The following is a 17918-nucleotide window of genomic DNA, read 5'->3' as shown; positions in this document are numbered from 1 at the left end:
CAATGGATAACAGCAAAATCAAATCGCACATTTCCCGCCAATTCAACGAGGAGATGGAAGATATTCGCAACAAGGTGCTGACCATGGGCGGCCTGGTCGAGCAGCAAGTCGATCTGGCGACTAAGGCTTTCATGGGTAACGACATGGAAAATGCCGAAAAAGTGGTGTTGCAGGATCAGTATGTCAACGAGATGGAAAAAGACATCGACCACGAATGCACCGAAATCATGGCCAAACGTCAGCCGGCGGCTTTTGATTTACGCATGTTGATCGCCACCATCAAAATCATCACCGATCTGGAGCGGATTGGCGACGAAGCGGCGCGTATCGCCAAAATGACCATGCGTTTGGAAGGTGCCGATTATTATCAAGACAAGTACTACGAAATCGAACATCTGCTGAACTTGGTCAAGGATATGCTGAACGGCGCGCTGGATGCCTATGCCAGGAACGATGTCGAAGAGGTGATTGCCATCACCGAGCAGGACGCCAAGGTTGACCGGGAATACACCAGTATCACCCGGCAGTTGATCACGCAGATGATGGAAAACCCGCGTAACATCACCAGAGCTCTGGATATGCTATGGGCTGCGCGCGCGCTGGAAAGGATAGGCGACCACTCCTGCAATGTCTGCGAGCAGGTCATATACATGGTGAAAGGCAAGGATGTGCGCCATCTCAGCCGCGAAGAATTGGAGCGTACTGTTAATTCGGCTCGCTAGCGATAAGGTCAATTTGATTCAGGGTAACGGTTAATCCTTTACCCTGCTTTACTGATTTAGATACTTGGGGGTGCTGCTCACCAGTTTCAAAATCATTCGACGGCGCCGATGCAGATCCTTGTGCAGTGGCGAGTTCAGTAACTCATCAAGCCATGTTCAAAATTGCCCGGAAAATTGCTGCCGGCAGCTACTCAATTAGCCGCGAACTGCGCAATAGCTTGGAACTAATCGTCAAACCTATTCGCGTTACATTTTTCAGTTGTATGACCGGTTGAACACGGAGGCCGTCGTTAGCCAGTCGGATCATGCCGCCGCGGTGTTCGAAATCGGCAATATCGCTGACCGTCAACACTGGAAAGGGTCTGACAAACTCCAGGGTCGCCGCGAGAATTCTTTCCTGTTGTGCCGGAATATAAATCACCTGGCATTCGTGCAATTGTTCGGGTATCGGGTCGATAACCATCTGCATCGGTAGATCGTTTACCCGCTCACCTTCGATCAGCTTGGCCAGTACGCCGGTGACCGGCGAATTGGCGTAACTGCAAAACAAAAATTCCTTGTGGGTGGTCGGCCAAGTAACGAAATAGGCAAAGTTATATAAGTACGCCGCTTTAAGTTCCGTCTCGTTAAAGCGCGGTTCACCCGCTGTGCCCGATGATTGCAGCGGCGGTAAACAGGCCAACAACAGCATTAACAGGCACCGCCGCGCAACCGCGCCGGTGCGTGTCACAACTTTGCGTAGGCTTGGACGCCGCATCTAGTAGCGTACCGTGGCTTTAAGGTAATAATTGCGTTCAACTTCGCTACTGATTACCGCGTTATCTATATTTGGGCTGAATTCCAGATGCCGGTTGTCCAGCAAATTCTGCGCGCCGACAGCCAATTCAAAATGCAGATTCGGCTGCCAGCCCAAGCGCAGATCCAGCCGATGATAGGCCGGCACCTGATTGATTAGGTGGTCGGTGTAATACCAATGCGCATCAAATTCCAATTGATACGGCAGATTGAAGTAGGAACTGAGGTTGAAACGGTTACGGGCGCTATTGCCTTCAGCGACTGTCGCCGCGCTATCCAGGCTACCGTCGCGCTGGTGCAAGGCAATTGCAAACAGACTGTAACTACCTTGCACGCGCCAGCGTTCGGACATCCGCCAATTCAATGCGGTTTCCCAGCCGTAGGCTTCACCTTTTGCCTTGTTGGCAATCAGAAACGGGACAGTAGTGTTTTCGCCGTTTATGATCGGCGCTTGCGGTTCGGTGGTGCTCAGCCGGCCGTAATCGCTATAAAACAGCGTTGTATCCAGGTTAAAGATGTCGTTGGGGAAAAAGCGGTAGCCCAATTCGTAAGTGATTGCGCTCTCCGAGTCAAAATTATCGTCGCCCATGATGTTGGCTGTGGTTCCGGGGCCTACGTTGAATAAGACATTGACGTCGTGGTCGGCTCTGGCCGGTACGCGAACTGCTCTGGATACCGCGCCCCACAGGCTGTGTTGTTGATTGGGCACCCACAACAGCCGCGCGGAAGGCTGGATCTCAAAACCGGTAAAATCGTTATGCTCGACTTTACTGCCGTATATCAAACGCAGTTCGTCTGCCAGAAATCGCCATTCGTCCTGAGCAAAGACGTTGAACAAGTGCACATCGCGTTCGGAGGGATCGAAGTGAAGTAGAACCTGTTTTTGCTGAAGTTGATCGCTATTGAAGCGATAACCGGCCCCCCACGTTACGTGATGAGCCTGCCAACGGAAATCATGCTGCAGATCCAGGTCGAAGGTGCTGCGCCGATAATCCAGTCGGCTTTGGTTGCGGACGGCATGATCGAAATAACTGCGGATTTGTAGGCGGCTATCGTTTTCCAGGGTTTGTTGCCAACGTAACAGCAGGTTACCGCCATATTTTTTGGTGCTGTCGGGGCTAATGGGCGATGCCGGGTCGAGACTATTCAGCGACTGCTGCATGCCGCCATTGAAATAATCGCCCTGCACGATCAGGTTTTTGCGGGCGTCGGGGGTCCAATCGCTGCGAAAACCGGCGCGGCCCATATCCAGGCTGTCGTTGGCTTTTTCGCCGTTACCGAAATGAAAGTCCTCGCGATGATTGTATTTGCCGTAGACGCGATAATTAAAATCCGGACTGAGTCGGCCGCCATAACGAAAGGTGCCGAATCCGGGTTCTTCCTTGCTGGTGCCGCCTGACAGCAATACGCCTTGTGATTCCTGGGCGGAACGAGTAACGATGTTGATGACGCCATTGACGGCGTTGGAGCCCCACAACGTTGCACCGGGGCCGCGAATCACCTCGATACGGTCGATGTCTTCCAGCGGGTAGTCTTGCTCGTTCCAGTAAACGCCGGAGTTCAGTGGGTCGTAAACGGTGCGGCCGTCCATCATCACCAACAGCTTGTTGGCATTTATCCCGTTAAAGCCGCGGCTACTGATCGCCCATTGATTGCCATCCACCCGCGCGACTTCCAGTCCGGGCACTTTGCGCAGCAGTTCCGGAATGGACTGCATCCCGGAACGCCTGATTTCTTCGTGGCTGATGACGAATACCGCCGATGGGGTTTCGCTGATAGGTTGTTGATTTTTCGAGGCGATGGAAACGGTGGTCGCACTCAGCTCTTGGAGAGATAAGGCCTTTAAATGGGATAGGGTGTTGTCCGCCCCGGCTGGGGCGGCTGCTTGCAGGACAATACACAAAAGCGTCAAGCGCTGAGTGTTGCCCGTCAATTTTAACTTGTTTGCCATAACTTCCGTCTATTACGCCCGATTAAGCACGCGCGCATTGTAGACGCCGGCGATTGAATAGTAAAAACAGCCCCAATTAACGGCGCTGCGACGAAGGGTTTATTTGATGGCGCGGATCAGTTTGATCATGTCGCTGCTGGCGGGATCGACGAATAGTTTTTGGAACGGGCAAGCTTGCACGCTTTTTAACGTCTGTCGGTTAATATTGGCGCCAAAAGTATTCAAAATCAGCGGGTTGAACAAATTCATCATCATCGCCAAAGCTTTGTTGGAACTTAAAACGTGTTCCAACAGCAGCACTTGACCGCCGGGTTTGCAAACGCGATAGAGCTCTTTCAGGCCCTTTCTGGGTTTCGGTACCGAACAAAACACAAAACTGGCGATGACCGTGTCGAAACTGTTATCGGCATAATCCAGCGCTTGCACGTCCATCAAAGCCAGATCAACCGCAATCTGTTTACGCTGTTGTTTGCGGCGGGCCATTTCCAGCATGTTCGGGCTGAAATCGATAGCGGTAATTCGGGCGTCATCAGGATAGAACGGGAAGTTTTTCCCCGTTCCGACCCCAACTTCCAAAATGTGGGCGCCGCTAGCCTGCGACCAGAGTTTTTTACGTAAACGGCGAAACAGCAAGCCTTCCAGAAAGCCTTCCAGGCCATCGAAATAAGGCGCAAGCCTATCGTAGCGCTGTCTGACTTTAGTGCTGTCCGCCGTCATGCCGGATTATTCTGCAAATTGCTGAATGCCGTCCAGGAACCAGCGGGTTTGATTGCTGTTGATGGGTTTGACGAAATGCCATACTTCTTTAATAGCTTCTGCCTTACCACCGTCTTCGCTGATCAGCGCGTCGAATAAGACCACCGCTTCGAGTTCCGTGCCGGCTTCGCGGACATCAATTAATTCGGCGCTCAGTTTGAGTACATCGGTTTTATTAATATCATTGGATGTACGTAGCTGCTCTTGAATTTCTACAAATACCTTGTCGGTAGTTAAGCCGCGGATTTCCGCCAAGTCGCGTCTATCCCAAGCTGCTTGCAGGTAGCGGTAGGCACTTTCCGCACCGCTTAAAAACGCGCGCTGATCGAATCCCGCAGGCAACTTGTTTGCATCGAAACTAGCGGCTTGTTGATAGTCATTGTTGCTTGATCCTGCTGTTCTGCCTTTTTTGAACAGCACATCGGTATCGAAACCGGAACCGCCGGCTGCCGGTTGCTGGTTCTCGCGATAATAGTTTTGCGATTCCGCTGGTTGCGAGTGCGCGGGCCCATAACCGGCCGGCGCGGCGGGTTGCTGACGTGATCTGGCCGCAAACAAGCGATACAGCAGATAAGCGACGCCGGCAAACAGCAGCATGTCCATCAGATTGATGTTTTCGAATGCGCCGCCGAAGAACAATGAGCCCAATAATCCGCCTAAAGCCAAGCCGCCCAGCATGCCCATCAGGCCGCCGCGACCAGCCCAGTTTTGTCTGGCTGTTTGATTTTGTGCAGCCGCTTGTTGCTGGCTGGCCGAACGGGTCGGCTGGCTACTGGCTCCGCTGGGAGAGGTAGAGCGTTGAAACGGTGTGCTGTAGCTCGGCTTGCTACCGAAAGACTTGCCGCCGCCCATGCGTTTAGCCTGCGCTTCCTGGACGCTGCCTAGCAGTAAGGCCAGCGCAATGAATAATGTTGCCAAGGTACCGATCTTTCTGTTCATAGGTGTTTGCCTAAAGTGAATAAATGTATGCCGATATTCGGGGTAAAATCGCGTAATTCAAGTAGAATAGCCTTTCGCATGGTCCTATACAACCGCCGTCTACTGATTAACGACACCCCACAGACATTCTGAAAACATAAATGGTTGCATATTTGCGTCAATTTCTAGTTATGTTTTTGCTGCTTTTGCAAGTGGCAGCGCCGCTGGTGCATGCCCATATCGGTAGAGATGCCATGAAGGGCGGCCTGCATTTGCACGAATTCGAAGTGCTGCATATCGATCATGATGGCGACCCCGCCTTGATGGCTGTCGAGCACGACCTGCAAACCCAAAACAGTATTGTCAATTTGGGCTCTGCGATTAAACAGCAGCAATGGCTGGACAGGCTGGCGCCGGTTTTCTATCTGCTGGACAGCGTGGTTGCCGATTTGGCGGTTACGCGGCAAATCGAAGCCATTAAGTTTTCTCCGCACATACCGCTGTTCGCGCCCGACCCCGTACTTAGTCACAATCCATCCCGCGCGCCGCCGCTCTGAAAGGGGCTGGCTTCGCTGTCGCAGCAGGCTTGGTCAACACCTGGCGGCCCCTCGTCCCAAAAATTGGCCAACAGCCCGTTAGGCGTTTGGCTGCTAGTTCTATTCAATTACTGCTTTGGAGTGCTCCATGAATGGATACCGTTATCTAAAATGCGGTTTACCTGTATTACTGCTGGTTACGGCGCCTTGCCTTGCCGAAACAAATCCTGTCGGAGAGAGCTACGCGGCCACTCGCGGCGAAATGTTTTCGGAAAATTTGATTGTCGAGCACATGGATCCCATCGAAACCGATCCATCGCTGAGTTTGTCGCAATTAGTGGATATAACCGTGGAAAAATACCCGGATCGCCTGGTCGGCGAAGCCTTGGCCCAGGAAGCCAATGCCTTGGCTGAACGCAGTGACGCTTGGGTGGCCGGCTCTACGGCAGTTGGTTTGAATTACATGGATGACCGAATTGCCGACGATCTGGGTTCGCGTGAGGCCTCTGCTCAAGTCGAAATCACGACCTGGAAATGGGGGCAACGCGATGCCGGTCAGGCGGTAGCGGAACGGGCCGGCGTTGCCGCGCAAAAGCAATCGGCGGCGGTTAAGCTGGAAGTCACGCGCTTGATCAGAGACGCCTTGTGGAATATGGAAATCGCCAATATCGGTTTGCAACAAGCGCAAAATGCCTTGTCGATTTCCGAGCAATTGATGAAGAAAGTCGAGCGCCGGGTGGAATTGGGCGATTTGCCACGTGCGGATTTGTTGCTGGCCAAAGGTGAATATCTGCAAAACCGGGGGTTGGTCACCCAAGCCGAGGCGGAAGTGATGCATAGCCGTAAAGCCTATGCCAGCTTGACTACCTTGTCGCGGGTGCCGGGCAATTATCAGGAAAAACTAAGCGATCTTACCTCGGTAACCAGCAACCATCCGATGCTGGAAGCTATCAATGCCATCATCGACCGGAAACAGGCGGAAATCGAATGGACCAAAACCACTGACCCCATCAATCAACCCAAACTTAGTGTAGGCGCGAAAAGCCAACGGGATGGCCGCAGCGGGCAAGACATCGAGAGTGTCGGCGTCGGCGTGGTGATGCTATTCGGCGGCGAGGCCTATAACGCGCCGGAAATCGCCAAAGTCAATCTGGAGCTGAACAATGCCAAAGCCCAACGTGAGCATCTTTACCGGCAATTGGAGAAAAATCTGCACGAAGCCGAGCATGCCCTGGAAGTGACGCGAGCCGAGCTGGCAATCGCCAACGAGCTGAAACAAATCGCCGAAACCCATCTGAAAATGACCGAAATCAGCTTCTCGGCCGGCGAAATCAACCTGCTGGACCTCTTAAAAATCCAGGCTCGTAGTCTGGAAGCAATTCGCAACGCCAAATTGCAGGAGGTTAAATTACAGCGCAACATCGCTTTCTACAACCAAGCAGTAGGCGTACAGCCATGAGGCGGTTAATCTTCGGCCTGTTTTTGACTCAGGCCTTAAGCGCGTTTGCTCAAGATACCCAGATTAAAATTACCCAGCAGCAGATCGACAATTTGGATATAAAAGTCGCGCCGCTTACCGCTAGCCAGCAGATTCCGTTGTTTTACGCGCCGGGCAAAGTGGTGGTGCCGGCTGATCGGGAGGTGTTGATCAGTAGCAGCCAGCCCGGCCTGGTTACCCAATTGCCGGTCAATATCGGCGACAAGATCCATAAAGGCCAACTATTGGCGCAGTTGAATAGCCCGGAACTGGTCGGATTACAGCAAGCATTTTTAACCGCTACCAGCGAACTGAATTTATCCGGCCAAGAGCGCAGCCGCGATCAAAAATTATTGCAGGAAGGTGTGATTGCGCAGCGGCGCTGGCAGGAAACCCAAATGCTGCACAGCAGCAAATCGGCCAAGGCTGACGAGGCCCGGCAGTTGTTATTGTTGGCCGGCATGTCGGCCGCCGAGATTAAAAGTTTGGGCCAAAGCCGCAAGCTGGACAACCGTTTGACTATTCGCGCGCCCATCGACGGGGTGGTATTGGAGCGTGTGGCCAATTTGGGCGCCCGCTTGGATATGCAGGCACCGCTGTATCGGATTGCCGATTTGTCTGAACTGTGGCTGGAAATCAATATTCCGCAGGAGCGCTTGAGCGGCATCAGGTTAGGCGATTCGGTGCGGCTGAAAGGCAGCGAGATCACCGCCAAAATTAGTCTGCTGGGCCAAAGCGTCAACCACGACAATCAGACGGTATTGGCCAGGGCGGTGATTGACGGCAAAGCCGAGGGCTTGCGCGTGGGACAGAACGTCAATGTGCAGATCATGCAAAATAGCGCAGAGACCGGCTTCGTCGTACCCAATACCGCCATTGCGCAGAACGAAGGGCGCGCCTATGTGTTTGTGCGCAATCAAGACGGTTTTGTGGTGACCGAAGTGACTATCACCGGTAAACAAGAAGCTAATTCCTTGATTAGCGGACCGTTGTCCGGCAACGAGCAAATCGCCATAAAAGGCGCGGTGGCCTTGAAAGCCAATTGGTTAGGTTTGGGAGGCGGCGAGTAATGGCGGGGTTAATTCGCTTTGCGTTGACCCAGCGGCTGTTGGTTTTACTTGGCGTACTGCTGCTGACGGGCGGCGGCTATTATGCGGTTAAGCACATTCCCATCGACGCCTTTCCCGAGGTGTCGCCGACGCAGGTCAAGATCATCGTCAAGGCCAACGGCATGACGCCGGAAGAAGTGGAAGCCAGAATTACCGCGCCGATTGAAGTTGAGTTACTGGGCATTCCGCATCAAACCATGCTGCGCTCGCTGGCTAAATATGCCATTACCGATATTACGCTGGACTTTGAAGAAGGCACCGATATTTATTGGGCCAGGCAACAAGTCGCGGAACGCTTGAACGCTTTGTGGAGTAATTTGCCGGAGGGTGTGCAGGGCGGTATCGCGCCGATGACCACGCCGCTGGGGGAGATGTTCATGTTCGCCATCGAGGGTGGCGATTTAACGCTGATGCAACGGCGAGAATTACTGGATTGGACCATCCGCCCTGCTCTGCGTACCGTCAGCGGCGTGGCGGATGTGAATGCGCTGGGTGGACTGGTGCGCAGCTTTGAAGTGGTGCCCGACAATATCCGCATGGCGTCTCGCAATATCGATACCGAGCAATTAAAAGCCGCTTTGCAAAATAATAACCGCAACGATGGTGCCGGTCGGTTGAGCGAAGGCGAGGAAGCGTTGATTGTGCGCGCCGAAGGCCGTATCAAGAACGAGCAGGATGTGAAGGCCATTGTGGTGGCGCAGCACGAGGGCCTGCCGACGCGAGTGGACGATATTGCCGAGGTCAGAATCGGCGCGTTGACACGTTATGGCGCAGTCAGCAAGGACGGTGACGGCGAAGCCGTGACAGCGGTCGTGCTCAGTTTGCGCGGCGCCAATGCTCGGCAAACTATCGAGCAACTGGAAAGTAAGATGGCGGAATTGCAACCAAGCTTGCCGGAAGGCGTGCGCCTGAATGTGTTCTACAACCGGGGGGTGTTGGTGGGCAAGGCGGTAAATACTGTTTCCAAAGCCCTGCTGGAAGCCATTGTTTTGGTAGTGGTGCTGCTGATTCTGTTTTTAGGCGATTTGCGCGCGGCTTTGACCGTCGCATTGGCCTTGCCGTTGGCGGCGCTGGTGACCTTCATCCTGATGCACGCTTTCGGTATGTCCGCCAACTTGATGAGTCTGGGCGGTCTGGCTATCGCTATCGGGATGTTGGTGGATGGTGCGGTGGTGGTCGTGGAAAACGTGATTACGCAACTGGCCGATCATCAAAAGGCCGAGAGGTTACCGCGGCTGCATCTAATTTATCGCGCTACCCGCGAAGTAGCGGTGCCGGTGACGTCGGGGATCTTGATCATTGTCATCGTGTTCTTACCGCTGCTGACCTTGCAGGGACTGGAAGGCAAGTTGTTCGGGCCGGTGGCGATGACTATCGTGTTTGCCTTAACGGGCTCCTTGATTTTGTCATTGACGGTGATTCCGGTACTAGCATCGCTGTTGCTGAAACAGGTGTCTCATGAGGAACCGTGGTTGCCGCGCAAACTGTTGCAGTGGTATCAGCCTATTCTGGCCTGGTGTCTGACTAACAGCAAAAAAGTCTTTATCGGCGCTGCTGCGATGTTGGCGGCCAGCGTATTGGTCTTCACCCAGATCGGCAGTACTTTCATGCCTACGATGGACGAAGGCGACATTATCGTGCAGCTGGAAAAATTGCCGTCCATTACCTTGCTGGATTCGGTGGCCTTGGACGGCCGGGTGCAGAAAAACATCCTCGAGCATATCCCGGAAGTGCAGACCGTGGTTTCCAGAGTCGGTACCGACGAGCTGGGTTTGGACCCGATGAGCTTGAACGATACCGACACGTTTTTGATCCTCAAGCCCAAAGCTGAATGGCGTATGGACAGCAAGGAAGAGTTGATCGAAGAAATTCGCAAGATTATGGATCACACCCCGGGCATAGCCTTTGGTTTTACTCAGCCCATCGAGATGCGGGTTTCGGAGATGTTAACGGGAACGCGCGGTGACGTGGCGATCAAATTATTCGGCGCCGAGCTGGATACGTTGAATCATAAAGCCGAACAAATCGAAGCGGTGCTGAAGACCATCCCCGGCGCCAGTGATGTGTTTACCCGTAAAAATGAAGGCATGCAGTTTCTGCAGTTGAGCATTGATCGAGAAGCTGCCGGCCGGTTCGGGTTGGATAGTAATAGCATCGAAGATATGTTGCGCGCGCAGATCGAAGGCGTGCAACTGGGTATTGTTCAAGAGGGGGTGAAACGCACGCCTTTGCTGCTGCGCGGCGACAGTAACACCGCCAACTTCGAGAATTTACAAATCAGTTTGCCGAATGGCGAGCATGTGCCGATTACCGCAGTGGCGAAAATTCAAGCGGTAGAAGGCGTGGTGTCGATAGACCGGGAAAAAGGCCAGCGTTTCGTGGTGATCCGCTGTAATGTTGAGGGCCGCGATTTGGTTGGTTTTGTTGAAGAGGCGCGCAAGGCGGTGGCCGAGCGTGTTCAATTACCCAGCGGTTTTCATGTGGCGTTCGGCGGTCAGTTTGAAAATCAACAACGCGCTTCCGCGCGTCTTTCCCTAGTGATTCCATTATCTTTAGGTTTGATATTTCTGTTGCTGTTTTCCACCTTCGGCTCGGTGCGGCAGGCGGTGCTGGTGCTGTCCAATATCCCGCTGGCCATGATAGGTGGGGTGTTCGCGCTGTGGTTGTCCGGTGAATATCTGTCGGTGCCGGCTTCAGTGGGTTTTATCGCCCTGCTCGGTATTGCGGTATTGAATGGGGTGGTGATGGTCAGCTATTTTAATCAGCTGTGCGCAACCGGTATGGAATTGTCGCGGGTGGTGATTATCGGTTCCGGGCGGCGGTTGCGGCCGGTACTGATGACAGCCAGCATCGCTGCCTTCGGCTTGATTCCGTTACTGTTTGCGTCGGGCCCCGGCTCGGAAATTCAGAGGCCATTGGCTATTGTGGTTACCGGCGGTCTGTTGTCCTCAACCTTGTTAACACTAATTTTGTTGCCGATACTTTACCAATTATTCGGTCGCCATCCGGAGCGTTGCTGATGAGTCACGAAGCGTTTTTATTAACTGTCAATGCGCCGCCCAGCCTGGAGGAAGCGCTGGTCGATTGTTTGCTGTCATTGGAATGGTCGCAGGGTTTCACCAGTTTTCCGGCCAATGTTCACGATCACAATCAGCAGGGTTTGTCGCTGGCAGAGCAGGTTGCCGGACATCAACGCAAAATTCGTTTTCAAATGTATGTCGAAAGACAAAACATTTCTGCATTATTGACTAAGCTAAAGGCGGATTTTACCGGTTCCGGCCTGCATTATTGGCTGGTACCGGCTATCGAACAAGGCATCATCTAAGCATAAAGCATGCAGAAAGCGACTGGGGATGCTACAGTTCGGACGAACAGCGGTTAAACATTTTTGAATGAGCTATTTTCCTTGCCACACATAGCCCTATGAATATCTTTTTGCGTCGCATTCCTGCTAATACCAGGCATACTGAAATTTCCGAATTTGTGGCCCCTGCTTTGAAACGCGGCTTGTTCAGAAAATCCGGCCGTATAGTCGATGTGCAGATTCTGGCCTTACAGGATACCCGCATAGGCACTATCGAATATCACGGTGTGGTAACGCTGGATTCTGAGCTTTCCGTGCAAAGAGTTGTTAAAGGTTTAAAAAATCGGCGGTTTAACGGCAGAATGGTGGTGGTTAGGCCTTATTACCACCGTAGTTGGTACAACGACCCTCGCCAAAATCAGACGCCTGTGTCTGCGGATATTATCGAAAAGCGCAAGGGTGATCGCAGGCGCGGTAAGTATCTGCAAGTGATCAAAAATGCGTCTGATCGTTTTAACAGTGAAGATGATTTTTTTCGAACCGTGCATCATCAACAGTTCTCCATTTCATTTATCGTGCCGCCTATCATGGAGGGGCCGATGATGGAGTGCCTGACCAGCTTTGAGGAAGAGCTGCTTCATAGCGATACCGGTGAGCATAAGATCACCAAATTTCTCACCGAAGCCGACGATGCCGATCAGCAAACCGCGCGCTTTCAGATTTACGCCGAGAAAATGGCTATTTCCGCCTTGCTGGAAAAATTGAAGTCCGAATTTGCCGGGTCCGGTATCCATTACTGGATCATGCCGGTGGTCGAGAAGGGCGAAATTTAGCGCTTAATAATGCAAGCAAGCGCTAGGATGGTCGAGTATGGTGTAAGTATTAAGCGAATGGTCTGAAGCCATACCTGTAATTGTTGCGAATTGTCTAATAACCGACCACGTTACCGCCATGATTGATACCGGTGGCGCTGACCTAAACCCTAGTAGAGGCCAGCCCTGTTGACGCGATGCTCGCAATGGCAAAGGCAGCGCCTAAGCGGCGCTTTTTTTGTATTTGGAATTCATGAATATCTACCTTTTTTAGGAAGAACTGAAAAGAGATTTTCAATTTTCTTTGGGTGATATAGTTAAGTTTTTTAAGGCAATTCCACTTTTTCAGATTATCCGTGCCGTACCGGTATATTTGCGTACAGCAACGACGAGGACGCAGTTAAGCTTTGGGGGCGCCCAACCCGTAACCTTAACGCGCAAAACCAAAGCCGTTCCGCCGAACGAGACTACTTAACACTCACCCGCCCCGCCAAACTATTCCCCTGCACCGCCTCGTTATACATATCAAACCCGCTAGCAGGAGGGATCGACGCACTACCGGCTCTGGCGACGCGCCAAACCTGATACAAGGTCAATTCGCCGCTGGCTTGCAGTTTGGCGACGCGGACGATACGGTCCGGGTAGCGTTGGGTTTCCTTGATGTTGGCCCAGTAGCTGTCGTCCTTGGGCTGGATTTTGGCGTCGGCTAAATAGGTTTCATCGTTTTCCTGGCCTTCCGCCAAGCTGGGGATGCCGTCTTCGATGACCACATACTCGCTACCGGGCGCTGGCCGACCGGCATCGGCGCTGCGTTTGACGCGCACTTCGCTGACCACCACATCGCCGGGTTTCAAGGCTTGGCTCATGTCGATCAACTCGCTGCCCTTGGCGGTGATGCGGCGAAAGTTGCGTTGCACTTCCAGACCGGCGGCACGAGCGGCGACGGTTTGATACGGCACTTCAACAGCGACTGTGGCGCTGGCGATTTCGTCGGCATTCAAGTCGGTGAGATGAAGCTCACTCAGGTCGGGATTATCGCCAAAGCGGTTGAAGCTGCCCAGATAGCCGCCGGGGATGCGTTGCAATGTGCCCAGCGCAAAACCGTCTTTGCTGCTGACCGAAATGCTGCGGGTGTTCTGCTTGGCCGCTGCCGCCGCTTCCTTAGATAACAATTCGCGGCTGTTGAAGATCACCTGCGCGGTATCGTAGGTCGATTGCCAGTAGCCGTTTTGCTGGGCTTGCAACAACCAGCGCTTCAATTTGGCTTCCAGCGCTGGCGGTAAGGCTTGGGAATCGTTTAACGCGCCCAAACCGGCAGAAATCAGGCTGGGTACTCCAAATCCAAAGCCCAAGCTGTTATACAACTCGCCGCGTTGCTGCTGATAGTTCGCAGGATCAAGCGCATCCAGCGCCACTTGCAAGCGTTTGACCAAATCGTTTTTCAACTGCGGCCGGTCTTTGAACTGCTGATTAAAGCTGTGCCAGTTTTGACTTTCATAAGCCTTGACGATACGCAGCGCGGCTATCAGATCACCCGCCTCGGCATGGACATTGGCAAGCAGTTTTTCGACAAAATCGGCCTGCTGTTGCCACGGCGCGTTGTAGGCATAACCAACCGTCGCAAAGCCGCTCAACACAAAACCATCCGCCACCGTAGCACCCTCGGCGTGATTGTTCAGCCAATCCATGCCTTTGAAATAGGCATTATTCACACCTTCCAATTGCAGGTCGTTGGCGTATTTCAGGGCCTGCAGCGCAATCAAAGTCACCGGCACCGTGGCTTCGCTGTCGCTGGACCACAGGGCAAACCCGCCGTCCGATTTTTGGTTTTGAATCAGTTTACGAATGCCCAATGCGGCATTCTGCTTGGCGCGTTGCAAAGTCTTTTCCAGCGGTCCCAATTGCTCGGGCTTCAGACCGGCGCGCTCGATTAAATCCAGTAACACCAGATTCGGCACGGTGCTGTGCGCCAGCTGCTCGGTGCAACCGTAAGGATATTGCACCAGCATGGACGCCGCTTGCAGGGCGGCGCCCAGCAGGCCGGAATTGACCCGCACCGTCACTTGCCGAGGCTGAGATTGCACAGGCAAATCGATACGTAGCAGATTGTCCTGCTGACTACTGCTGTAAACCTGCGGCAGCGCGGCGGCTTTTAACGGAATCTCAAATTCCTCGGCACCGCCGACGCGCACACCAGCCGGCGCGGTTAAAGCCACCTTAAGCGCAGGCGCCCCTTGCCGGTCGTTGGCGCTTAAGCGTAACGGCCACAATTGCTCGGCTTTGGCTGCCAGCTCAGCTTGCGGCTCTGTTTCGCCGCTTTGCAAAGGCAAGCTGTCCGGTAAGCTGATGCTGCCGGCCAGTTTTACCGGCTGGGCCAAGTGATTGGTCAGTTTCACCGCCACGTCCACTTCGTCGCCTTGCCGCAAGAATTGCGGGCCGACCATGTCCACCGCCACATCGGTGACGCTGCGGAATTGGCCGGTGGTTTCGCCGATACGGCCTTCCTTGTCGCTGGCGACCGCCGTGACCAGCCATTCGGTGACGTTAGCCGGCATGTCCACATCAATGGTGGCATTGCCTTTCGCGTCGGTGACAACATGCGGAAACCAACCAGCGGTATCGCGCATGGCTTTTTTCGCCAACTTGCTTTGGCTCTTCAAGGCGCTGAGCGAGAAATTGGGTTTACGCAACAAGTCGGCATAACCGTAGCCTTGCAGATCGTCGGAATAGAAAGTCGCTAAATTGCTGCGTTGCAACGGATAGAAAAAATCGAAAATGCCGGGACGGAATTCCGCTTGCACCGCATACACGGCGCGATCGACGATGGACACGGCGATTTCGGTGTTCGCCGCCGGTCCGCCATCCGCGCGTTTGACTTGCAGCTTGATTTGGGTGGGTTTCAGCGGCTCGGTTTCGGCTTTTGCCGGCTCGATAGCGATCTGCAAACGCTTTTCCCAAGGCACAATTCTAAAGCCCAGCGTCTGTTCCTTGTACTTGCCGCCGGCCACCGGCACCGTGACGGTGTGGTAAAAGCCGGTGCCGTATTCGGGTTTGGCGGTGACTTCAAACCAGCGGCTGCGGCCTTGAGCCTGTGCGCTGCGGCTATCAAACAAACGCGCGCCGGCCACGGTTTCCCAGATGGCGCCGCTCTCATTATTGCCCCAGGCCTTGGGCAATAAGGCAAACACCTTGGCTTGCTCGCCGGGGCTGAGGATGGTGGTGGGCGTGTACAGTTCCAATTCCGGATTGTCGGCTACCGCTTCGCCGCCGCTGCCGGCCACGATTAAAGTGCTGGGTTGCGAGTTGGCCGGATGGCTGAGATTTTTGCCATCCAGGCTTTCCAAACGGGCAACGGCGGTCAGCCGACCAAATTCTTTCAAGGCCGGAATGGTGAGTTTTTGCTGACCGCGCTCGTCGGTCGCGAAATCCAGTTTCACCAGGCTACGCTTGCCGCTACCGGGCTGTTCCAGCATCACATCGACCACGCCGCCGGCTTTGGCGGCCGGCTTGCCGTCGGCATAGCTGGATTGCAACAGCAATTGCAAATCCTGATCGCCGACAGCTGCGACGGTTTTATTAAAACGCACGGCCGGTTGCGCCTCGGACAAGGTGGCGTAAATGCTGTCGGTCAAAATCGCATTGCCGCCGGCGGCATCCTGAGCACGGACCATCAAGGAATAAATCCATTCCTGGTCCGGCTTTTCCTGGTCGGCTGCCGGCACGGTAAACTCGAAACTGCCGTCGCCGCTTTCGTCCAGCTTGGCGGCGGTTTCCCAAGGGTTGCTGGCATCGACCGCCTGACGTTCTTCGATAGAGCTATACAACCGTTGCGGCTGGGTCAACGGCGCGGCGGATTTAACCTGGCCGAAATAATCGTTGCCGGCGGCTAAGCCCGCGCCGGCTTCGGTGACGAATTGCGGGGCTTCGAATTTTTTCCGGTATAGAAATACTTCGAATTTGACGTTCTGCGGCACGCCGCCGCTGTAGCGTTTGGCGCGGAATTTTAGTTTAAACGGTTGACCTGCTTGCACCACCGGACTCCGATCCAGCCATTCCAGGTAAAACGTGGGTTTAATGTAATCGCGCACCCGGAACTCGCCGCCATAAGCTTTATGGTCGATTTCCGCCAGCAAGCGATACAAACCAGGCGTCTGACTGGGATCGAGATCGAAACTGCCGGAAAACGAACCGAAATCGGTAAGCTGGGTTTGGCCTTGCAAACCGGTGGCGTTGCCGTCGGCGCGAATCAGCGACACATCGGTTTGCTTGGATTGAAAAGCCGGAATCCGCAATTGGCCGTCCTGTAAATTGCGCACGATGCCTTTGTAATAAAAGGTTTCGCCAGGCTTAAAAATCGGCCTATCGGTCATCACAAATACCGCGTCGTCCTTGGCTTGCGTCGGCAAAAAGTCGGTGGCGGTCAACGCGGTGCGCGCCGCTTCGCCGGTTTTAGCAGCCGGCGCATCAACACGCACCAGCAATTTGCCATCCAGCACGCCGTCAGGATTATTAAAGCTCAGCTCGCCGGCGGCGTTGGTACTGGCCGGCAAGGTTTGCCAACGGCCGCGGCCATCGCGATAACTGACTTTGGCGCCAGCCAGCGGTTGCAAGTCGCGGTTCATCGCCCGCACCAACAACTGCTCGCTGGATTGCTTGACCTGCACCGCCAGACTGCTGACTTGAATCAGGCACTGCGCTTCGTTCTTGCCTTGCACCGCTTGCAGCAGATAAATGCCGTCCGGCAGCGGATCGAGTGCAATCTGGCGGACTTTATAACGATGTTCGCTCCAGGTGTCTTCGTTAAACCACCAACCCAAATCATGGGTTTGCTGTCCGTTGCGTAGCAAATCGATATAGCTCTCTTTAACCACGCTAAAACCTTTAGGCGGTGCGACTAAAACCTGCTGCGGCACCGACACCAACGGTTTTTCGGTGACGGTCAGCACCGAGCCGCTGAAATTGGATTCTTTTAAAGACTTACGAAACTCGACATCCAGCATGCCGCGCAACAACTTCAACGGCGATTGCGCGTTGTTCAGCCCCTTGGCGAAGTAATGGCCGGGATTCAGTTCGCTGACCGGCTGCTCGTAACTGCGGCTGACGTTGAACTGGCCGTCCAGGAAGAACTCCAGGTTGTTGGCTTTCAGCACCCGGAGCAGCATGGGCTGGTCAGTGAGGGTGTAATCCAGGCGGACGTTGGGGGCTTCGGTGTTGGTGAAGCTGCGTTCGGCGGTTAGGTAGAATGGGCTGCCAGCCCAGGCACATGTTGGACTCAGCAATGAAGCTAGCAGAAGTAGATAGCTAACAATCACAGCAAATAGATTTGGTGTCGCTACCGCGACGGGTGTTTTAACGTCGGTTCTCGGACCGACAGCCGAGATACTTTCTTTTGCGTCGCCAAAAGAAAGTATCCAAAGAAAAGGCGACCCGGACGCCGCTTGTTTCCTGCGCGCCGAAGCTTTTGCCGAGGGTTTTCGGAAGGGGCTTCCCAGCCCCTCCGAAAACGAGCGGCATCCCTGCCGCTCCCCTAAAGGGCTA

The 17918-nt window shown here is 54.0% G+C and carries 12 protein-coding genes; 7 read left to right on the top strand and 5 right to left on the bottom strand.

Translation table 11 applies throughout. The annotated features are described in order from the left end of the window. Positions 1-2: 2 nt before the first annotated feature. Entirely contained in the window at positions 3-722 is a 720-nt protein-coding gene (gene phoU / locus JL719_RS23050) for a phosphate signaling complex protein PhoU (protein ID WP_033156873.1), read from the top strand. 187 nt (positions 723-909) lie between these two features. Here the strand turns inward: phoU and JL719_RS23045 are convergent, their stop codons facing one another. From JL719_RS23045 to JL719_RS23030, 4 genes are all read right to left on the bottom strand, one after another. Then, on the bottom strand, positions 910-1452 hold the full coding sequence (locus tag JL719_RS23045) for a YfiR family protein (RefSeq protein ID WP_165385998.1): 543 nt from the start codon (positions 1450-1452) through the stop codon (positions 910-912). Between the two features lie 27 nt (positions 1453-1479). Further along, complete coding sequence (locus JL719_RS23040; protein ID WP_051670016.1) at positions 1480-3468, bottom strand: TOL_0244 family TonB-dependent receptor; 1989 nt, start codon at positions 3466-3468, stop codon at positions 1480-1482. A gap of 99 nt (positions 3469-3567) precedes the next feature. Further along, positions 3568-4185 carry a class I SAM-dependent methyltransferase gene (locus JL719_RS23035; RefSeq protein ID WP_033156871.1) on the bottom strand — a complete coding sequence of 206 codons (618 nt, stop codon included), beginning with the start codon at positions 4183-4185 and terminating at the stop codon, positions 3568-3570. A 6-nt stretch (positions 4186-4191) separates the two neighbouring features. Then, the gene (locus tag JL719_RS23030; RefSeq protein WP_033156870.1) at positions 4192-5163 is read right to left on the bottom strand and encodes a Tim44 domain-containing protein; all 972 of its coding nucleotides are present in this window, start codon (positions 5161-5163) and stop codon (positions 4192-4194) included. Between the two features lie 170 nt (positions 5164-5333). Here JL719_RS23030 and JL719_RS23025 point away from each other — a divergent pair, with 170 nt between their 5' ends. The 6 genes from JL719_RS23025 (at position 5334) to JL719_RS23000 (ending at position 12401) form a co-directional block, all read left to right on the top strand. Beyond that, the gene (locus JL719_RS23025; protein WP_165385997.1) at positions 5334-5699 is read left to right on the top strand and encodes a hypothetical protein; all 366 of its coding nucleotides are present in this window, start codon (positions 5334-5336) and stop codon (positions 5697-5699) included. Positions 5700-5826: 127 nt separating this feature from the next. After that, on the top strand, positions 5827-7137 hold the full coding sequence (locus JL719_RS23020) for a TolC family protein (RefSeq protein ID WP_033156869.1): 1311 nt from the start codon (positions 5827-5829) through the stop codon (positions 7135-7137). Next, the gene (locus JL719_RS23015; protein WP_051670012.1) at positions 7134-8225 is read left to right on the top strand and encodes an efflux RND transporter periplasmic adaptor subunit; all 1092 of its coding nucleotides are present in this window, start codon (positions 7134-7136) and stop codon (positions 8223-8225) included. The genes JL719_RS23020 and JL719_RS23015 overlap by 4 nt, the downstream gene beginning before the upstream one ends. Continuing rightward, entirely contained in the window at positions 8225-11284 is a 3060-nt protein-coding gene (locus JL719_RS23010; protein WP_033156868.1) for an efflux RND transporter permease subunit, read from the top strand. Before JL719_RS23015 ends, JL719_RS23010 begins: the two co-directional genes overlap by 1 nt. Continuing rightward, entirely contained in the window at positions 11284-11589 is a 306-nt protein-coding gene (locus JL719_RS23005; RefSeq protein WP_033156867.1) for a DUF3240 family protein, read from the top strand. Before JL719_RS23010 ends, JL719_RS23005 begins: the two co-directional genes overlap by 1 nt. Before the next feature lie 98 nt (positions 11590-11687). Then, entirely contained in the window at positions 11688-12401 is a 714-nt protein-coding gene (locus JL719_RS23000) for a DUF3240 family protein (protein ID WP_033156866.1), read from the top strand. Positions 12402-12847: 446 nt separating this feature from the next. Here JL719_RS23000 and JL719_RS22995 read toward each other — a convergent pair whose 3' ends face one another. Then, complete coding sequence (locus JL719_RS22995) at positions 12848-17659, bottom strand: MG2 domain-containing protein (protein WP_225892933.1); 4812 nt, start codon at positions 17657-17659, stop codon at positions 12848-12850. Positions 17660-17918 lie beyond the last annotated feature (259 nt).

It is taken from the genome of Methylomonas sp. LW13 (genome assembly GCF_016865255.1).
GTDB lineage: Bacteria > Pseudomonadota > Gammaproteobacteria > Methylococcales > Methylomonadaceae > Methylomonas.
The sequence above is the reverse complement of the archived record's forward strand: the minus strand, read 5'-3'. Positions and strand labels throughout refer to the sequence as shown.